Genomic DNA, 18,555 nt, shown 5'->3' on the forward strand with positions numbered 1-18,555 from the left:
ATAAAAACCTGTATCATGATGAAAACCATTCAACTAATCTTTGTGAGTATTTTATGTATTACTTTAGGTTCATGCAACCAAAACGAGAAAACGACCTACAACGAGCTTTATAATGTTACTTGGGAACTGGAATATATTTCTGGTCCGCGGATAGCTTTTGAAGGGCTTTTTCCCGATAAGAAACCACAAATAACGTTTAATCAGGAAGCAAAAAAAGTAACAGGCAATAACAGTTGTAACGGGTATTCAGCTGATTACACACTAGAAGGCGATGTTATTTCTTTTGGTGAACCTGGCCCAAGCACACTGATGTACTGTGGCGAAGGGGAAAACGTGTTTTTAAAGACCATGAAACAGATAAATAAATTTACCGTTACAGATGGTAAATTGAATTTGATATTGGACGATGTAACTATGATGCGCTTTCACAAAACTGAACCTAATAATATTGAGGAGGTTTCTGAAACCAACAATATAGAAAATACTACTGCTAACACTAAAGAACAACCCATTGAACAAAAGTCTCTTACAGATGCTTATTTTATAGCCAATGGCACGGAACCTTTTTGGAGCTTGACTATTTCTGAAAAAATGATCAAACTCAAAACGATTGAGGGTGATTCCATCATGACACCTCACACTAATCCTGAACGTGCACAGGATGCCAACATAAAGTTATATAAGCTACATACGGAATTGACAAAAATGAACATTGAAATCAAACAGGAAGATTGTATCAATGCGATGTCCGGTAAGAAGTCTCCGTATTCCGCTACCATTAACTATATGAAAGGCAATGAAACTGAATTTACGAAATTAGTTGGTTGTGGTGAATATATTACGGATTATCGCTTACATGATATTTGGGTTTTGGAAGTCCTTAATGGCAAAGAAGTAACCATAGAGAATTTTGCAAACAACCTACCTTCCATGGAAATTGATTCAGCATCCAATTCTTTTAAGGGTTACGCCGGTTGTAATAATATGAATGGCCGATTGTTTTTTGAGTATGGTACTATCCGCTTTGTTGATATTGCTGCCACAAGGAAAATGTGTCCTGATAACCTGGAAACGGAATTTTTGAATGCTTTAAAAGCCAGTACCCGCTACCAAATTGAGAATAATCGTTTAATGCTCTCAAACCCTGACGTTGATTTGCTGGTCTTTAAAAAAGTGGATTAAAACAGCTATTATCGCTTTGGAAAATTGGATTTGATGTTTCTCACAATTTCTTCCAGTCCATTCACTTTCAGCTCGTAAACTGTTTGAAGGTATTCACCTAATTTCCCTTTTGGAAATCCCTTGTTATGATACCAAACGATATAGTATTCCGGTAAATCAATGATATAACGATCCTTATATTTCCCGTAAGGCATTTTGGTATGAGCCAGTTTAATCAGAAAATCTTTATCGGGTTGCAACATTATTCTTGTTTTGTAAAAGCCTTTAGTTCCTCTAGTTGTTTAGTAACTGTTTCTTTCCAATGTGTTTGCTGTTCCCTATTTCTGGAAAAATCACTGGCTGCGTCATAGGCGTCTTGCATAGCTCCCAGATCCTTCAAAACGCGTTGATGCCAATTTTCCAGTTCGGAATTGACCGAATTAGACACCTGTATTTTACTGATATGTTGACGCAGGATACGCGCATGCAACTCGGTTATATCAAAATGTAATTGCTCGTGTTCCAAAATATGATTGCTGACCTCTTCTGGTTTATACCATGATTTATCAGGATAAAAATGGGCCGTAACATCGGCTATAAACTGCGTTATTTGGCCATCCGTCTCACTCATTCTATAACCAAACGTTATTCCCGAAGCCGTTGTTGCTGCGGCATCAGAATTCATATTGGGTGCTCCCTTAAAATTGGACCATTGTAGTTTATAATCCGAAGACCAGGCTATTTCAGATTCTTTGGTTTGAAGCGATACAAAAACAAATAAAAGCATTAAGCCCTTATACATGATAACTATTTAAAATGATATAATAGAAACGTATAAACCCGATCAATATTATATATTTTAGTCCTGCTTTTCGGAAGTATCTTGGATTTCAACAATTTTTAAATCCTGATACTTAACTAAATAAACCGAGTTATTGTAGTAACCACCCATGAATTTCTTCTTGTAGGCAAATTTATTTTCTACATAGGTAGTGAGTGGTGCTTCATTGACCGACTCATAAAGGTCCTCATAATTCAATACTCTCAAAATAACATCCATGGTTATATCAAAACCACGTACTGCCACTTTATTGGGAGTTACTCCAAATCGTTTGACATAGTTTTTGGCAAAGCTATTGGCATCGTCCTCATTGTACATTTTAGCAATGGCTGCAAATTCAAATTGCAAATTGGATAAATGATAATTAGAAACCTCATCATCTTCAAAGGCATCATTCATATTGGTTGTCACCAGAACAATTTGACGCTCCTTTGTTATAAATGCATTCAGTTTGCTGGACACATTAGAAACCAATCCAGGGCTTAATGTTTCTAAAAAGACTACATTTTTACCTGGTTTTAGTTTTGGCAGAATATCATCATCATAAATAAAATAGGCTTCTTTATCATTCTTATCCTTACGGGAATAGACTTGTGGTGCTATTGGGAACTCCCTTTTAAGATTGTCACTGACTTTAACATGATCATTATCGGCTATTATGATTATTTGATCAATGCTTACATCTTGTTTTATGGTGTTGACAATTTTATCATATAATAAATCTTCAGATGGTCTGGATTGAAACACATTTTCTGATAAAGTGACATTTTTGGTAATTGGGGACACCACTGGGATATTATATTTCCTTAATTCAGTGGCCACTTTTTCAACATTGTTGGGCATAAATGGTCCAATAACAGCCGATACTTCTTTGAAGTCATTATCATTTAATATTTTAGAAACTTCACTTGCCTGATTTTTGGTATCAAAAACATTTACTCTTAACGATGCTCCCATTTTCTCCAAAGAATCTAATGCGACTATGGCTCCTGAATAAAAATCCATGGACATTTTCAAAAAAGGATCCTTTTTCATTAATGCTTTGGTATCAGCCACCGAGTCTATATCAATTTTATTCAACTTAAACGGAAGCATAATAGCAATTCGTTTCGTTTCTCTTGTATTAATGGTATGACCCAAATTCACTTCTTCCAAACCTGGCAAAGCAGCATCCACATTTTCAGAATAAGGTATTTTTAGAACCATACCTACTTTCAGGCCACTTTCCTTAAGCTCTGGGTTTAATGCTTCCAACTCTTCCTGTTCCAGTCCCAATTTAAGCTTCAGTCTATAAAATCCTTCTTTCGGTAAGACTTCGTAATAGGAGTATTGATTATCGACTTCTTTTTGATCAGCTGGCCTGATATTAGGTACGTTGATTTTGTCGCCTGGATTTAATACTTCCGCCATACCTGGATTCAATGCCTCCAATTCGTTAACCGTAATGCCATATTTATAGGCAATACGCCATTTACCTTCTTTGGGTAAAACTGTGTATTGTTGTGTTGCAGACTCTGGCTCCTTAACTTCCAAAACGCGTTTATAAACCGGAATTTTTAGTCGATCTCCCTTTTTTAGATTATCAGCATACAAAAAGGGATTATGCTTTTTGATATCCTCTTGCTCTACATCAAATTTTTTGGATATGCTATACAGTGTTTCCTTTCTTTTAACCTTGTATTCCTTAAAACCCGATAATTCTTTAGTAATTGCCGCCTGTGGTGAAGATGTACTAATTTTTGATTTTGGAATGATCAATACCGCATTGCGTTTCAAGCCTTTTTTAGCATCAGGATTGAGACTGTAGATATCAAATGGTGTTACATTATACAGTTTGGCTATTTCCTCAATGGTTTCACCTGCTTTTACTTTGTGGGTTTTATAATTTTGTGCATTTGCAGAGGCACAACCAATAGTCATAATAAAAGCCAGAAGGTAAAAAAACTGTTTCATAAATATATTTTATTAATATACGGACACTACAACGTATTGGACTATTCCCATTCTATGGTAGCCGGTGGTTTTGAACTAATATCGTATACTACTCTATTAACGCCCTTAACTTTATTTATTATTTCATTGGACGTTTTTTGCAAAAATTCATAGGGTAGATTCACCCAATCAGCCGTCATTCCGTCCGTACTTTCCACTGCTCTAAGAGCCACACATTTTTCATAGGTACGCTCATCGCCCATAACACCAACACTATTCACTGGAAGCAAAATCGCACCTGCTTGCCACACGCTATCGTATAAATTATACTTCTTTAAGTTTCCAATAAATACTGCATCAACCTCTTGTAATATACGAACTTTTTCAGCAGTAATATCACCTAAAATTCGGATAGCCAGAACCAGGTCCTGGAAACGGATGACGTCCCAAAAGCGCCTTATCCATTCCCATAGAAGCTCCCACTCTACGTACTTCATCCTTAAACAATGCCTTCAACGGTTCAACCACCTTAAGCTTCATAAAATCTGGTAATCCCCCTACATTATGATGACTTTTGATAGTCGCGCTTGGTCCACCAGTTGCCGATACACTTTCAATGACATCCGGATAAATAGTTCCTTGTGCCAACCATTTAACATCGGTAATCTCATGAGCTTCATCATCAAACACTTCAATGAACACGCGACCAATAGCTTTACGCTTTTGCTCTGGATCACTCAATCCTAATAATGCATCCAAAAAGCGTGCCGAAGCATCAACACCTTTTACATTTAGTCCCATACCCTTGTATTGCTCCAAAACGTCATGGAATTCATTTTTCCGTAAAAGACCATTGTTCACAAAAATGCAATACAGATTTTTTCCAATAGCCTTATGCAATAGCATAGCCGCCACCGATGAATCAACGCCTCCTGAAAGTCCTAATACCACTTTATCATTCCCAAGTTTCAACTTTAGTTCATCAACAGTTTCTTCTACAAAGGATTGTGGTGTCCAATCCGGATTGACACCTGCTATATGCACTAAAAAATTTTCTAATAATTGTTTCCCATCCGTTGAATGATATACTTCCGGGTGAAATTGAATGGCGTAAGTTGGTTCACCTTCAATTTTATAAGCCGCATTTTCAACATCATGGGTACTGGCCAATAAAACCGCATTTTCTGGTAGTTTTTTTATGGTATCGCTATGGCTCATCCAAACTTGACTACCTTCATAGATATTATGAAAAAAATCTTCCTTTTCCTTGACGAAGGATAAATTGGCACGACCATACTCACGAGTATTTGACGGTGCTACTTCGCCTCCAGAAAAATGGGCTAAATATTGTGCTCCGTAACAAACACCTAAAAGCGGTTTTTTACCGCGAATGTTTTTTAAATCGGGATGTAAAACACCTTCTCCTCTTACAGAATTCGGACTACCGGAAAGGATTACGGCTTTATATTCATCTATGTTACTTGGAATTTTGTTGTAAGGGTAAATTTCACAATAAATGTTCAACTCCCTGACTCGTCGGGCAATCAACTGTGTGTATTGCGAACCGAAATCTAAAATAAGTATGTTGTTGTGTTGCATGTGCAAAAGTAATATTTAATACCAAAAATGTATTTATATATTTTAAAAAATTAGGCCATGGAATCCAATATCATCTGAATATCTTTTTCAGTAGTATCTGGATTGATGAAACAAAATCTGGAAACCGTTTCAAATGTATCGCCATTTTTCCATTTGGTAGGTGTTACCAAAGCAAACCCTTTTCTGTGATTTTCATAGGTCCAATGCGTGTAATCTTCGGGTTTCCAACCCTTTCTTCTGTATAACACGCAAGAGAGACTAGGTTCCCTAACTAGTTCTAAATTAGGATCTGAATCAATCATTCGCCCAGCTATTTTAGCTAATTCAATACCACGTTCAACCGATTGCTTGTATTTTTCAGTACCATGTGTTGCCAGTGAAAACCACAAAGGTAATCCCCTAACACGACGGGTTAATTGTATTTGATAATCGGTTGGATTAAATCCATGAGCACCTTCATCCTTGAAAATATCCAAATAAGAACCTTGTTGAGAGTGAGCCTCTTTTGCCAATTCGGGTTTTTTATAAATAACCGCTCCACAGTCATAGGGTGAAAACATCCATTTATGAGGATCTATAGTAATACTATCTGCTTTTTCTATGCCTTTGAACAGCGGCCTTACGGAATCAGCTGCTAAAGCACCACCACCATAAGCTGCATCCACATGAAACCATAGTTTTTCGGATTGACACACTTCTGCAATACCATCTAAATCATCTATAATTCCAGCATTAGTGGTACCTCCTGTTGCTACCACTGCAAATAAGCGTTTACGTTGATGAAATGTTAAGTTTTCAATGGTCTCCTTTAATGATTGACCCGTTAGTTTTTCTTCAGTGTCTACCAAAAGAATATCCACATCCGCAACTTTCGCCATAGCTTTGATTGATGAATGCGCACCAATTGAAGTGATTATCAAACCCTTTTCGCGCTTGTAGGTATCGTCGCGTCGCCAGTATTCTCTTGCCGTCACAATTGCTGATAAGTTAGCTGCTGTACCTCCACTGGTAAACACGCCAAAAGCACCTTTAGGTAACCCTGTGAGTGACACAATCCATTGCATGGCTTCATTCTCGCAAAAAATTCCACCAGCACCTTCCATCCAATACGCACCATGGATACTTGAAGCCGAAGTAACCAAATCAAACATCACAGCAGCACGCGTTGGTGATGCTGGTACAAAGGCCAGATTTCTGGGATGATCCACGGGTACATTGGCTTTTGACAAATGCTCTTTCCATAGATTAAAAGCATACTCACCTCCGATACCTTTTTCGGTAATCGTTTCTCCTACAAGTGCCTTTAATTCTTCTGATTTTTTGGGTTTCCCTATATGATGCTCCGTAGCTGAAATTCTACCAATGGCATATTTCATAACATCCAGGGTCATTTCAATTAGCTCAATATCAATTTTATGCATGAATCAGTCTAGATTTAGTATTGTAAATTCGCCTTTTAACGGTTGCAAATTTAACACTAACTCATCAATTAATTGGTCTCCAAACTCCAAATAAAAGCTAGAAAAATTGGCTTGACGTTCTTGTAAACTTTTGTTGGGGAATAAATTGTTTTGAATTGAAACAACGCGCTCAATATGATCTTGAAATTTCCGTTTTTGAGCCTTTAAAAGACGTTTTTCAAGGTGTTCCAATCCTTTAATTTGTTTCTGCTCTTGAGCAGCAACGGCTCCCACAAAAGATTTATCTGTTTGTTCAGCCAATGCATAGAGATCTTTAAACTGTTTATTCAAGAATTCCTTTTGTGAAGAAAAATCGATGTCAATTTTTGAAAGTTGTTTGGTAACTTTCGATATCAAATGGTCTTGTTTCAAGAACAAATCCTCGATAGTTACATCTAGTTTATCCAGTTTCCCTTTTTGTTTTTTTGTAAGAAGCAACACCGAATTCCGCAATAATAATATGGGGAAAGGAATGTTTTGAGTCTCAAAGTTAGACTTTAACTGAAACCAGTAGGCCAATTCACCGCCACCACCTATGTAACATAAATTAGGAAGTACTACCTCCTGATATAAAGGTCTGGTAATGACGTTGGGACTAAACTGCTCCGGATGCTTTTCAACTTCGGTCATCAATTCATCTTTACTCCAGACTAGGTCAGTTTCTAAAACATGATATTTACCATCCATTTCAACAATGCGCTCCCGCAGATTTTTATCCAGATAAAATAGATTGATTTCCCTAGGGTTTACTTGAATTTTATAATTGGCATCCAACTTATTTAGACGCTCGTTGGTTTCGGAAACATTCTTGAATGATATGTTATTTAGTAGTTCTTCTTTTATGAATGGAATGAATAAATGTTTCAAATCAGCATCATTTCCATCAAGAATTACGAGTCCATGCTTAGAGAAGAGACTATTAACTAAATACCGCATAGCATCAGTTAACGTGTTGTGGTTTAAATAAGACTCCTTGAATAGATTTTTTAGGGCATCTGCATTTATTCCAGGCCCCAACTCCCCTGAAAAGACTTTGCAAACTTCATCGAGTCCTTCTAAACTTAACTCACCAACCGCTCCAGATACATTTTTACTCCATTGTACTTTCTTTCCTTGATAATTAAAGAAATTTATTTCCTCAAAATCATGGTCTTCACTTGCCATCCAATAAACTGGCACAAAGTTATATTCTGGATATTGCTTTTTTAAATCCTTACTCAAGTTAATGGCAGATACAATTTTGTAGAAAAAATAAAGTGGTCCTGTAAACAAGTTTAATTGATGACCCGTAGTGATTGTAAACGTGTTTTCTTGGCTAAGAGACTCAATATTTAATTCGGTTTCTTTTGAAACATGAATATTTTGATATTGATTTTTAAGGGAATCAACCAATACTTGTCTTGACTGCTTGTTGTAATTGGATTGCTTTTCTAAAATTTGTGCTTTGAAGTTTTCAATATTTGGGAACCTATTGTAAAATGGTTTTAGTTGTGCATACTCTTCAAGATAGTCACAAATTAAATCTGAAAAATAACCGGTTTCTTTAAACGGAATACATTCGGAATGCATAGTTTCAATTCAAAATTTATGTAAAGATACCATCTTTTACAGATTCTAAACAGATATTGTGTTTTTAGCTTTTTTTTAACACGACTAATTATGAATAACATATTATTAATTGGAACACAACGATATTCTTAGCACACTGAAATTACCATCTTGTTTATTTTATTCATAACTTTATCATTAGCTACAAAAAAAAATTAAACTATGCGGTATTATTTCAACTTTAGAAATTACGCTACAATGCTTTTCATGGTTTTAACAATACCTAATCTGGTAGCACAAGAACAAAATAGTTTTGTTGAAATCAAGGGTTCTGTCGTGGACTCATCCAACAACGATCCGTTGGTTTTTGCAGATATTATTGTAGCAGACACTAATATTGCTACCATTACCAATACCGAAGGTGAGTATTTGTTAAAAGTACCGGAACAATATTTGAATTCTCTGGTCACTATTCAATTTTTAGGCTATGCCGATCATAGCGTTTCCGTTTCCGAGCTTCTAAAAAATGGTCAGGTATCCCTAAAACCAACATTCACACAACTGGATGAAATACGAATTTCCAGGCCCAAAGATGCCGAGTCGCTAGTACGATTAATGCTGACGAAAAGTGGTGATAATTACTTTACAGAACCCGTAACCATGACGGCCTTTTATCGTGAAACCATAAAAAAACGACGCACAAATGCATCACTTTCAGAGGCAGTAATTAAAATCAACAAACAACCTTATACCAATAACAGACAGGATGCCGTTACGATTGTGAAGGTTCGAAAAAATACCAATTATTCTAAACTAGATACTTTGGCCTTAAAACTACAAGGTGGTCCATTTAGCAACTTATATGCCGATGTGGTGAAGTATCCTGAATATATTTTTTCGGAAGAAACTTTATCACAATACATTTTTTCGTTTGATACGTCTACACAAATTAATGATCAATTAGTTTATGTGGTAAACTTCAAGCAAAAACCTGAATTGAAGATTCCACTATATTATGGCAAATTATTCATTGATTCTGAAAGTTTAGCACTCACGAGTGCCATTTACAGTCTGAATGTAGAAAACAGAGTTTTAGCCAGCGAATTATTTATTCGTAAAAAGCCCAATAGGGTTCGAGTGTATCCTACCGAAGCCAATTATCGTGTAAATTATCGTACCCGAAATGGTAAATGGTATTTTAGTTACAGTAATATTCTTCTAACTTTCAAGGTCAATTGGAAAGGGCGACTGTTCAATAGCTATTACACCTTAAATAGTGAAATGGCCATTACCGATTGGGCGATTGCCCAAGAAAAATTTACAAAACCTGGCAATAGGGATTTAATATTAAGACCGACGACCATTTTAATAGATCAGATATCTGGATTTTCAGATCCTGAATTTTGGGGGCAATACAATATTATTGAACCTGAAAAATCTATTGAAAACGCCATTAAAAAAATTAATAAGCAATTAGAAAAGGACGAATCCGAATAATAAAGAAAGACAATTATTGTGGTGTAACAAATCCCGTATCCCTTCGTCTACCTTTAACAAACCAATCAAAAAAACCAAATGCTTAAAGATTTATCGGAACGGAGGGACGCTTGGAAAACAATCTTTTTATTTCTTTTAATCGTCGTTGTTCTTACTTCACCTTTTCATTATGCCATAGTCAACTTATATCCTTCTCGAATATATGTAGGTGCTATTATGTGGTGCCCCGCAATTGCTGCATTTATTACCCTAAAAATAAAAGGGCGCAAGATATCATCTTTAAATTGGAATTGGGGAGATTGGAAATATATTCGATGGTCTTATTTTATTCCAGCCTTATACGGTATCATGACTTATTTACTTATCTGGATTTTTGGTTTCGGAAGTGTAGTAAATGGTGAAGCTATTACTGATTGGGGAAAAGAACTTGGCTTGATTGGAATTGGGACATTAAGCCCCTTGTCGATAACAATTATTGCTATTCTACTTTTGGGGACTGTAGGCGTCGTAAGAGCTATGGCCACTACTCTAGGAGAAGAAATTGGATGGCGAGGATTTTTTATCTATGAGTTAAGAAAGGTACTGTCTTTTACTGGAGTATCTATATTTAGTGGCTTTATATGGGCTGCCTGGCATTGGCCGCTGCTTGTTTATTACAGCAATAACATGCTTTTGGAATTTATAACTTTCTTTACAGTCATTATTTCTATGTCATTTATTATGACCTACTACACGTTTAAATCTAAAAGTTTATGGCCAGCTGTAATCTTTCACGCCGTTAGCAATGTTTATATTCAAAAAATAATGCCACCACTAACCATGAAAGTTGAAGGAAGTGAGCATTGGTTGGGTGAGAATGGCATTATGTTTGCCATAGTTACTCTTGTTTTTGGTAATTACTATTGGAGAAAAGCAATTAAAGAAAACTTATAACTCATTTTTAATTCACCACTTCTGCATAAAGGTCAAAGTCCGCCGCATCCGTAATCATTACACGGGTATATTCACCAGTTTTCAAATAGGTTTTAGAGGCATCAATCAGGACTTCGTTATCTACGTCTGGTGAATCGTATTCAGTTCTGCCCACAAAGTAGTTGCCCTCTTTTCGGTCAATAACCACTTTAAAGGTTTGTCCTATTTTGGCTTGGTTGAGTTCCCACGAAATCTGGGATTGGATTTCCATGATTTCGTTAGCACGTTCTTGCTTCACATCTTCTGGAACGTCATCCTCTAAATTATAGGCATGGGTATTTTCTTCGTGACTATAGGTAAAGCATCCCAATCGTTCAAAACGCATATCCTGCACCCACTGTTTCAACTCCTGGAAGTTTTCTTCGGTCTCACCTGGATACCCTACAATTAATGTGGTACGAATGGTTATTTCTGGTACAGCCTCTCTAAACTGTTTAATGAGTTTAGTTGTTTTCTCTTTGTTAGTTCCACGACGCATACTTTTTAAAATGTCATCAGAAATATGCTGCAACGGAATATCCAAATAATTGCAGATTTTAGGCTCTCGTTTCATCACATCCAAGACATCCAATGGGAATCCAGTTGGAAAGGCATAGTGTAATCGAATCCATTCAATACCATCCACTTTTACCAAGGCTTCCAATAGTTCTGCCAGATTCCGTTTTTTGTATAAATCGAGTCCGTAATAGGTTAAATCTTGTGCAATCAAAATCAATTCTTTGACACCATTGGCTGCCAGTTTTTCGGCTTCAGTCACTAATTCTTCTATTGGTGTACTTTTATGTTTACCGCGCATTAAGGGAATAGCACAAAAACTGCAAGGTCTGTCACAACCTTCAGCTATTTTTAAATAAGCATAATTTTTAGGAGTGGTTGTTAAGCGCTCACCTATTAACTCGTGCTTATAGTCAGCACCCAAAGCTTTTAATAAATGTGGCAATTCCGTTGTTCCAAAATAGGCATCAACATCAGGTATTTCCTTTTGCAAATCGGGTTTGTAGCGTTCACTCAAACAACCTGTTACAAAAACCTTGTCCACTTCACCTGCCTCTTTTTTCTGCATGAATTCCAAAATGGTATTCACACTCTCTTCCTTCGCATTATTAATAAAACCACAGGTATTGATAACCACAACATTACCTTCCTCCTCATGAGCCACGTCCTTGCCATTGGCTTTTAATTGCCCCATGAGCACCTCACTGTCGTAAACATTTTTACTACAACCCAATGTAACCACATTAATCTTATTCTTTTTAAGCGACTTTGTTCTCATAACTAAATTTCAGGCAGCAAAGATACTGAATGATTGACGAATTTAGATTGACGATTTTTGATTTTTGATGTTTATGAATATGTTGGGGTGGAATATAAATTTTTAAATCATATTAATTAAACCTTTTATACCTTTAACAGTCATAAATAAAACATCTGTCTATGAAAGCCTCCCTTTTGTTATGTTTTGGTCTATCGTTATTGATATCCTGTTCTTCCAGTGATTCTGAACCCAACATCCCTAACAACCCTGAAAATTCAACTGTTTATTTCCCGCCAATAGATTCTAACAATTGGGAAACGATTGCTCCTAGCGACTTGAATTGGAATGACCAAGAGCTATCAAACCTGATGACTTTTTTGGAAGAAAAAAACACCAGAAGTTTTATCATGCTTTACAATGGTAAAATTGCTGTGGAATGGTATCTTAATGGTCATTCAGAGTCCTCACCTTGGTATTGGGCAAGCGCTGGAAAAACACTGACAACTGCATTGGCAGGAATTGCTCAAGACAATGGCACTATCAACATCAATAATAAAGTGTCTGATTATCTTGGAACCGCCTGGACCAGTGCTCCTTTGGAAAAGGAAAATCTGATTACATGTAGAAATCTGTTGTCTATGGATTCAGGATTGGATGATAGTTTAGGCGATGATGTTTCTCCTGAAAATTTACAATATATTGCTGATGCCGGAACGCGTTGGGCATACCACAATGTTTATGTAAAAATGCAGGATGTAATTTCACAAGCAAGTGGCCAAACTTGGCCTAACTATTTCAACGCAAACTTAAGAGATGTCATTGGTATGTCGGGTAATTGGATTCCATTGAACGATTTAAGTGTTTATTGGAGTAATACTCGCAGTATGGCACGTTTTGGCTTACTCATTTTTGCCAATGGTCAATGGGAGGAAACTCAAATTATCCCTGAAGCCTTTTTATATGATGCTACCAATACCTCTCAAGACATTAATGAAGCTTATGGCTATTTATGGTGGTTGAATGGTAAATCAAGTTTTCATTTACCACAATCCCAATTTGAATTTACTGGTGAATTGATTCCTAATGCTCCCAACGATATGTTTGCTGCTTTAGGTAAAAACGATCAAAAAATTTATGTAGTTCCCAGTAAAAATTTAGTGGTCATCAGAATGGGAGAAGCTGCTGATGATGAAAATTTTGCACTCTCTACTTTCGATAATGAACTTTGGGAACAGATAAATGCAGTGATTTATTAGACGCTATCTATTTAAAGAAAGAATCTACAAACTCATACTTATTGAAGACTTGTAAATCTTCGATACCTTCACCTACTCCGATATACTTTACGGGAATTTGAAACTGATCAGAAATTCCAATTACCACACCACCTTTTGCAGTACCATCTAATTTGGTAACTGCTAGAGAAGTGACTTCGGTTGCTGCTGTAAATTGTTTGGCTTGTTCAAAAGCATTCTGACCTGTAGAACCATCCAAAACCAATAAGACATCGTGAGGAGCATCGCCAACCACTTTTTGCATAACGCGCTTAACTTTGGTTAGCTCGTTCATAAGGTTAACTTTATTATGTAAACGACCAGCCGTATCAATAATGATGACATCGGCATCTTGATTAACACCAGACTGAAGTGCATCAAAAGCTACAGAAGCTGGATCACTACCCATTTTTTGTTTAATCATGGGAACATCCACACGATCAGCCCAAACTTGCAATTGGTCAATGGCAGCAGCTCTAAATGTATCGGCAGCTCCTAAAACTACTTTTAATCCTTTCTTCTTGAATTGATAAGCCAGTTTTCCAATGGTAGTTGTTTTTCCAACACCATTGACTCCCACTACCATCAAAACATATGGCTTTTTATCTGCTGGAATGGTATATTCTGTTTCTTCACCCGAATTTGTTTCACTTAACAACCCTGCGATTTCTTCACGAAGTATTTTATTCAATTCATCTGTTCCTAGATACTTATCCTTTGCAACACGGGATTCAATACGCTCAATGACTTTTAAAGTGGTATTGACTCCTACATCACTGGTCACCAAAACCTCTTCAAGGTTATCCAAAACCTCATCATCTACTTTAGATTTCCCTGCTACCGCTTTGCTTAATTTATTAAAGAAAGACGTATTCGATTTTTCAAGCCCTTTGTCGAGGGTTTCTTTTTTTTCTGAAGAAAATATTTTTTTAAAAAAACTCATAGTACTATTAATAACTAAACAGATCCTAGCAAATGTTTTGCCTCAATTGAAAATCTGCCCATTTGTCATTCGCCAATAAATATAAAACAAAAGCTGCTTTCGATAAACCGAAAGCAGCTTGAATATTTTTTACTTAAGTAAAGACTTATTATTGCTTACTTAACCAATCGTTAACCAATTCAGGAGCCATAACAGACTCAACAAATGTGTAAGATCCTGTTTTTGGAGATTTTACCATTTTAATAGCTTTTGTTAAACGCTTAGATCCTGTTTGTAACGATGCTACTGCTTTCTTTGCCATGTCTTAATTATTTTAGGACATTTTCACCAGGTGAAAATCTCTGTGATTACTTAATCTCTTTATGAACAGTCATTCTCTTAAGAATAGGATTAAATTTTTTAATCTCCATTCTATCTGGTGTGTTCTTTTTATTTTTAGTTGTAATATATCTTGAAGTTCCTGGCATACCAGACTCCTTGTGCTCTGTGCACTCTAATATTACTTGTATTCTGTTACCTTTACTTTTCTTTGCCATTTTTCTAAACTTTTAGCTATTACTTAATATATCCGTTTGCTTTGGCTTGTTTTAAAGCAGCAGAAATACCTATTTTGTTAATAGTTTTTAATGTTGAAGTAGCCACTTTTAATGTAACCCACTTATCCTCTTCTGGAATGTAAAAACGTTTCTTAACTAAATTCGCATTGAATTTACGTTTCGTTTTATTCATTGCATGAGACACGTTGTTTCCAACCATTGCCTTCTTTCCTGTAAGTTCACAAACTCTTGACATTTTTCTAACTTTAAGTATGTTAATGTGCTTTGATCAATCTATTATTTCAAAACAGGGTGCAAATTTAGTAAATCTTTGGAATATCAACAAACTAAAATAACTACTTTTTTAAAATTTCTTTTTGTAGCATTTCAAAACCTTTACTTACAGCCTTTCCAATTACTTTGGTACGATGGTTTCCAAAATTAAATTCTTCACAAAAAACTGTTTGTTTTGTTGCTATAGCAATAAAAACTGTACCCACTTCGGCATCAGAATCACCCTTATCTGGCCCAGCATTTCCCGTTGTTGCAATAGCATAATCTGTATTAAATAAATTTAAAACACTTTTAGCCATAGCTTCGGCCACGGGTTTAGAAACTACTGAAAATTCATCAATGAGTTCCTTTGAAATCCCTAGTACATTAATTTTAGCTTCCGTAGCATAGCTAACCACACTGCCTTTAAAATAATTGGAAGCGCCAGGAATAGCTGTAAATGACTCTGCTATCTTTCCTCCCGTACAGCTTTCGGCAGTAGCAACAGTTTTTTCTAAGTATATTAATTGCTTACCAATGAGAGCTTCAATGGATTCATCGGTTTCATAGCCCGCAAAAATATCATCTATTTGTGGCAACAAAGCATCTATTTGCTTTAGCATCTCGGTTTCTACCAACTCCTTACTCATTGCTTTAGCCGATAGACGCAACCGCACACGACCTAGTCCAGGGAGATAAGCCAACTTCATAAAACTCGGTAAATTATCTTCCCAATCTTCAATTTTTGCCGCCAAGGAACTTTCACCCATACCATACGTTAACAATGTGACATGTTTGATATATGGAAACTGATAGGCTTTGCGGAGTCTCGGAATGACTTCATCATTCATCAAGGCTTTCATCTCAAAGGGTACACCTGGAAGCGAAATAAAAATTTTATTGTTTTTTTCCAACCACATACCTGGAGCACTACCATATTTATTCATCAAAACCGTAGATTTTGAAGGGACTAATGCTTGGTCAATGTTCACTTGTGTTAGTGGCTTTTTAATATAGACTTCCCAAAGATGTTCTATATTTTTTAAAACCGCAGGACTTTGAATTAGAGTGTCATTAAAATATTCAGCAAGGGTTCGTTTGGTGATATCATCTTTAGTAGGACCTAAACCACCCGTAATAATAATTATATCAGCATTTTCTTCAGCTTCGCGCAGTGATTTTAGAATATGCTCCTTATCATCTTGAACCGATGTGATTTGATATACTGAAACACCTATTTTGTTGAGTTCCTTACTAATGAAGGCTGAATTGGTATCGACAATCTGACCAATTAGAATCTCATCTCCAATGGTTATGATTTCAGCTTGCATTACAATCCAAAGTCAGCTTTTATTTCTTCAATTGCATTCTCAACAGCCGTTGCGACAATATGTAATTTTTCAGTTGGGTCCATATCCGTTTTCTCAAACTTTCCCCAATCCTGAACCTCAATTAAATCCTGAAGGACACCCAACTCGAACAAATCGACAGTTGGCTTCATTTTGTGAGCTGCTTGGTAAGCCGAGTAGTAATCTGTTTTGGCAACAGCGGTTTTTAATCGTTCCAAATCTTCTGGCACTTCTTCCAAAAATGCAGCAGCCAAAGCCGCTACAAAATCTTCATCATTATCAGCCATTTCACGTACTCGGTATAATTTGTAATGTTGTTCCATTTATTTTATTGTTATTGAAAACATTTCTTTGTCTTCCAAAAATCCTTTTAGTTTATCATTGGCAACTACCTTGCCAACACCAGCAGGTGTTCCGGTAAATATAATATCTCCTATCTTTAAAGTAAAATATTTAGAGACATATTCTATTAACTCGTCAATTTTCCACATCATATGACTGGTGTTTCCCATCTGAACCACTTCATCATTTTTTTGAAGCGAGAAATTGATAGTGTTTAAATCTGAAAACTGGTCTTTGGAAAGCCACTTTCCTATAACGGCTGAACCATCGAAGGCTTTAGCCTTTTCCCAAGGCAACCCTTTTTCTTTTAGTTTTGATTGAACATCACGTGCCGTGAAATCAATTCCTAAACCTATATCATCGTAATATTTATGTGCAAACTTTTTATCGATGTACTTACCGACCCTATTTATTTTGACCAACACCTCAACCTCGTGATGAACCTCATCTGAAAAATCAGGAATGAAAAACGGTTGCTTTTTCAATAAAATAGCAGTATCTGGTTTTAAAAACACAACGGGCTCTGTTGGTCTTTCATTTTCTAATTCTTCAATATGCTTGGCATAATTACGGCCTATACAAATGAGCTTCATTCTAATTCAACTTATTATTAAATGCCCGTAATTTAATGGCTGTTAGCACTTTTTTTGTGTATAACGGAAAATCGGCATTCAGCAACCAGCCAAAATATCCAGGCTCTTCATTCAATACATCTTCTACCCGTTTCCCCTTGTGTTTTCCAAATGAAAAACACTCTTCGCCCTTTTTGTTGTAAATAATAAACCCAGCAAAATCCGCAAACTTTTTACGAGAACTGAATTCCGCTAAAAATTTAGAATCGTTTTCCAATTCGTCGTATTTAGCTACCTGGGCTTTAAGAACTTCATAAGTGGCCTTGGTATCTGCCTCTGCTGTATGTGCATCTTCCAAAATCTTATCGCAGTAAAATTTGTAAGCGGCACTCAAGGTACGTTGTTCCATTTTATGAAAAATGGTTTGCACATCTACCGATAATCTATTTTTCATATCAAAATCCATATCGGCTCGTAGCATTTCTTCTGCTAATAGTGGTATATCAAACCTATTGGAATTAAATCCTCCTAAATCGGAATCTTTGATCATGTTATGAATCTCTTTTGCTAATTCCTTAAAGGTTGGTTCATTGGCTACATCAGCATCTGATATTCCATGAATAGCAGTCACTTCTTTGGGAATAGGCATTTCTGGGTTCACCAACCATCGCTTTGATTCCTCCTTCCCATCAGGATACACTTTAAGAATGGCAATCTCAACAATACGATCTGAAGTAATGTTAACCCCTGTCGTTTCTAAATCGAAAAAACAGATGGGTTTTGATAAGTTTAAATTCATTAAAAAAGAATGTTTTGACAAAGATAACGGAGTTTCTTGGTAAATAAAATTTAGATTTAAAATACCTTATCAATACCTTATTATAAACTTTTATTTCTTATGTTTTTCACACAATAAGTACATTGGAAATCAATTCGCAACTGATAATTGTCATATTATTTATCTTATTAATACAGTAATTTTGACTATGATTTTGTTACAA

At 36.0% G+C, this 18,555-nt stretch carries 18 protein-coding genes and 1 pseudogene; 4 read left to right on the plus strand and 15 right to left on the minus strand.

Features of this window, described 5'->3' with window-relative positions; genetic code table 11:
- Positions 1 to 15 precede the first annotated feature (15 nt).
- Positions 16 to 1,182: an META domain-containing protein gene (locus ACKXGU_RS04175; RefSeq protein ID WP_463466808.1), complete on the plus strand. Its 1,167-nt coding sequence runs from the start codon at positions 16 to 18 to the stop codon at positions 1,180 to 1,182.
- A gap of 8 nt (positions 1,183 to 1,190) precedes the next feature.
- Here ACKXGU_RS04175 and ACKXGU_RS04180 read toward each other — a convergent pair whose 3' ends face one another.
- From ACKXGU_RS04180 to bshC, 6 genes and pseudogenes are all read right to left on the minus strand, one after another.
- A complete protein-coding gene (locus ACKXGU_RS04180; protein ID WP_463466809.1) occupies positions 1,191 to 1,424 on the minus strand; it encodes a DUF3820 family protein in 234 nt (77 codons plus the stop codon).
- Positions 1,424 to 1,963 carry a DUF922 domain-containing protein gene (locus tag ACKXGU_RS04185; RefSeq protein WP_463466810.1) on the minus strand — a complete coding sequence of 180 codons (540 nt, stop codon included), beginning with the start codon at positions 1,961 to 1,963 and terminating at the stop codon, positions 1,424 to 1,426. The genes ACKXGU_RS04180 and ACKXGU_RS04185 overlap by 1 nt, the downstream gene beginning before the upstream one ends.
- A 57-nt stretch (positions 1,964 to 2,020) precedes the next feature.
- Positions 2,021 to 3,955: an amino acid ABC transporter substrate-binding protein gene (locus tag ACKXGU_RS04190; RefSeq protein WP_463466811.1), complete on the minus strand. Its 1,935-nt coding sequence runs from the start codon at positions 3,953 to 3,955 to the stop codon at positions 2,021 to 2,023.
- A gap of 41 nt (positions 3,956 to 3,996) precedes the next feature.
- Positions 3,997 to 5,533: pseudogene (gene guaA, locus ACKXGU_RS04195) on the minus strand (glutamine-hydrolyzing GMP synthase).
- A 50-nt stretch (positions 5,534 to 5,583) separates the two neighbouring features.
- Entirely contained in the window at positions 5,584 to 6,954 is a 1,371-nt protein-coding gene (locus tag ACKXGU_RS04200; protein WP_463466812.1) for a pyridoxal phosphate-dependent decarboxylase family protein, read from the minus strand.
- Positions 6,955 to 6,957: 3 nt separating this feature from the next.
- A complete protein-coding gene (gene bshC, locus ACKXGU_RS04205) occupies positions 6,958 to 8,562 on the minus strand; it encodes a bacillithiol biosynthesis cysteine-adding enzyme BshC (RefSeq protein WP_463466813.1) in 1,605 nt (534 codons plus the stop codon).
- A 201-nt stretch (positions 8,563 to 8,763) separates the two neighbouring features.
- Between bshC and ACKXGU_RS04210 the strand changes: the two genes are divergently transcribed.
- Together ACKXGU_RS04210 and ACKXGU_RS04215 are read left to right on the plus strand one after the other, a co-directional pair.
- A complete protein-coding gene (locus ACKXGU_RS04210; RefSeq protein ID WP_463466814.1) occupies positions 8,764 to 10,038 on the plus strand; it encodes a carboxypeptidase-like regulatory domain-containing protein in 1,275 nt (424 codons plus the stop codon).
- Between the two features lie 78 nt (positions 10,039 to 10,116).
- Positions 10,117 to 10,971, plus strand: a complete 855-nt coding sequence (locus tag ACKXGU_RS04215) for a CPBP family intramembrane glutamic endopeptidase (RefSeq protein WP_463466815.1) — start codon at positions 10,117 to 10,119, stop codon at positions 10,969 to 10,971.
- 7 nt (positions 10,972 to 10,978) lie between these two features.
- On the opposite strand, the gene rimO is transcribed toward ACKXGU_RS04215, so the two are convergent.
- Positions 10,979 to 12,283, minus strand: coding sequence for a 30S ribosomal protein S12 methylthiotransferase RimO (gene rimO, locus ACKXGU_RS04220; RefSeq protein ID WP_463466816.1), 1,305 nt, complete (start codon positions 12,281 to 12,283; stop codon positions 10,979 to 10,981).
- A 161-nt stretch (positions 12,284 to 12,444) separates the two neighbouring features.
- On the opposite strand from rimO, the gene ACKXGU_RS04225 reads away from it, so the two are divergent.
- Positions 12,445 to 13,521: a serine hydrolase domain-containing protein gene (locus ACKXGU_RS04225; protein ID WP_463466817.1), complete on the plus strand. Its 1,077-nt coding sequence runs from the start codon at positions 12,445 to 12,447 to the stop codon at positions 13,519 to 13,521.
- A 7-nt stretch (positions 13,522 to 13,528) separates the two neighbouring features.
- On the opposite strand, the gene ftsY is transcribed toward ACKXGU_RS04225, so the two are convergent.
- The 8 genes from ftsY to ACKXGU_RS04265 all read right to left on the minus strand — a co-directional run bounded on the left by ftsY (position 13,529) and on the right by ACKXGU_RS04265 (position 18,353).
- The gene (gene ftsY / locus ACKXGU_RS04230) at positions 13,529 to 14,482 is read right to left on the minus strand and encodes a signal recognition particle-docking protein FtsY (RefSeq protein ID WP_463466818.1); all 954 of its coding nucleotides are present in this window, start codon (positions 14,480 to 14,482) and stop codon (positions 13,529 to 13,531) included.
- 148 nt (positions 14,483 to 14,630) lie between these two features.
- Positions 14,631 to 14,783 carry a DUF4295 domain-containing protein gene (locus ACKXGU_RS04235; RefSeq protein WP_463466819.1) on the minus strand — a complete coding sequence of 51 codons (153 nt, stop codon included), beginning with the start codon at positions 14,781 to 14,783 and terminating at the stop codon, positions 14,631 to 14,633.
- Between the two features lie 46 nt (positions 14,784 to 14,829).
- A complete protein-coding gene (gene rpmG, locus ACKXGU_RS04240) occupies positions 14,830 to 15,018 on the minus strand; it encodes a 50S ribosomal protein L33 (RefSeq protein ID WP_463466820.1) in 189 nt (62 codons plus the stop codon).
- 19 nt (positions 15,019 to 15,037) lie between these two features.
- Positions 15,038 to 15,274, minus strand: coding sequence for a 50S ribosomal protein L28 (gene rpmB, locus ACKXGU_RS04245; RefSeq protein WP_463466821.1), 237 nt, complete (start codon positions 15,272 to 15,274; stop codon positions 15,038 to 15,040).
- A 100-nt stretch (positions 15,275 to 15,374) separates the two neighbouring features.
- On the minus strand, positions 15,375 to 16,622 hold the full coding sequence (locus tag ACKXGU_RS04250; RefSeq protein ID WP_463466822.1) for a competence/damage-inducible protein A: 1,248 nt from the start codon (positions 16,620 to 16,622) through the stop codon (positions 15,375 to 15,377).
- Positions 16,622 to 16,963, minus strand: coding sequence for an Hpt domain-containing protein (locus ACKXGU_RS04255; protein WP_463466823.1), 342 nt, complete (start codon positions 16,961 to 16,963; stop codon positions 16,622 to 16,624). Before ACKXGU_RS04255 ends, ACKXGU_RS04250 begins: the two co-directional genes overlap by 1 nt.
- Positions 16,964 to 17,575, minus strand: coding sequence for a fumarylacetoacetate hydrolase family protein (locus tag ACKXGU_RS04260; RefSeq protein ID WP_463466824.1), 612 nt, complete (start codon positions 17,573 to 17,575; stop codon positions 16,964 to 16,966).
- A gap of 1 nt (position 17,576) precedes the next feature.
- Positions 17,577 to 18,353, minus strand: a complete 777-nt coding sequence (locus ACKXGU_RS04265; protein WP_463466825.1) for an exonuclease domain-containing protein — start codon at positions 18,351 to 18,353, stop codon at positions 17,577 to 17,579.
- Positions 18,354 to 18,555 lie beyond the last annotated feature (202 nt).

Source organism: Hanstruepera sp. CR43 (genome assembly GCF_055227665.1).

What these genes read in the sequence shown, in the direction of transcription:
- rpmB (WP_463466821.1), bottom strand. Translation starts at nt 15,274, where the DNA reads ATGTCAAGAGTTTGTGAACTTACAGGAAAGAAGGCAATGGTTGGAAAC.
- rpmG (WP_463466820.1), bottom strand. Translation starts at nt 15,018, where the DNA reads ATGGCAAAGAAAAGTAAAGGTAACAGAATACAAGTAATATTAGAGTGC.
- ACKXGU_RS04185 (WP_463466810.1), bottom strand. Translation starts at nt 1,963, where the DNA reads ATGTATAAGGGCTTAATGCTTTTATTTGTTTTTGTATCGCTTCAAACC.
- ACKXGU_RS04265 (WP_463466825.1), bottom strand. Translation starts at nt 18,353, where the DNA reads ATGAATTTAAACTTATCAAAACCCATCTGTTTTTTCGATTTAGAAACG.
- ACKXGU_RS04190 (WP_463466811.1), bottom strand. Translation starts at nt 3,955, where the DNA reads ATGAAACAGTTTTTTTACCTTCTGGCTTTTATTATGACTATTGGTTGT.
- ACKXGU_RS04235 (WP_463466819.1), bottom strand. Translation starts at nt 14,783, where the DNA reads ATGGCAAAGAAAGCAGTAGCATCGTTACAAACAGGATCTAAGCGTTTA.
- rimO (WP_463466816.1), bottom strand. Translation starts at nt 12,283, where the DNA reads ATGAGAACAAAGTCGCTTAAAAAGAATAAGATTAATGTGGTTACATTG.
- ftsY (WP_463466818.1), bottom strand. Translation starts at nt 14,482, where the DNA reads ATGAGTTTTTTTAAAAAAATATTTTCTTCAGAAAAAAAAGAAACCCTC.
- ACKXGU_RS04175 (WP_463466808.1), top strand. Translation starts at nt 16, where the DNA reads ATGATGAAAACCATTCAACTAATCTTTGTGAGTATTTTATGTATTACT.
- ACKXGU_RS04200 (WP_463466812.1), bottom strand. Translation starts at nt 6,954, where the DNA reads ATGCATAAAATTGATATTGAGCTAATTGAAATGACCCTGGATGTTATG.
- ACKXGU_RS04215 (WP_463466815.1), top strand. Translation starts at nt 10,117, where the DNA reads ATGCTTAAAGATTTATCGGAACGGAGGGACGCTTGGAAAACAATCTTT.
- ACKXGU_RS04255 (WP_463466823.1), bottom strand. Translation starts at nt 16,963, where the DNA reads ATGGAACAACATTACAAATTATACCGAGTACGTGAAATGGCTGATAAT.
- ACKXGU_RS04225 (WP_463466817.1), top strand. Translation starts at nt 12,445, where the DNA reads ATGAAAGCCTCCCTTTTGTTATGTTTTGGTCTATCGTTATTGATATCC.
- ACKXGU_RS04210 (WP_463466814.1), top strand. Translation starts at nt 8,764, where the DNA reads ATGCGGTATTATTTCAACTTTAGAAATTACGCTACAATGCTTTTCATG.
- ACKXGU_RS04180 (WP_463466809.1), bottom strand. Translation starts at nt 1,424, where the DNA reads ATGTTGCAACCCGATAAAGATTTTCTGATTAAACTGGCTCATACCAAA.
- ACKXGU_RS04250 (WP_463466822.1), bottom strand. Translation starts at nt 16,622, where the DNA reads ATGCAAGCTGAAATCATAACCATTGGAGATGAGATTCTAATTGGTCAG.
- bshC (WP_463466813.1), bottom strand. Translation starts at nt 8,562, where the DNA reads ATGCATTCCGAATGTATTCCGTTTAAAGAAACCGGTTATTTTTCAGAT.
- ACKXGU_RS04260 (WP_463466824.1), bottom strand. Translation starts at nt 17,575, where the DNA reads ATGAAGCTCATTTGTATAGGCCGTAATTATGCCAAGCATATTGAAGAA.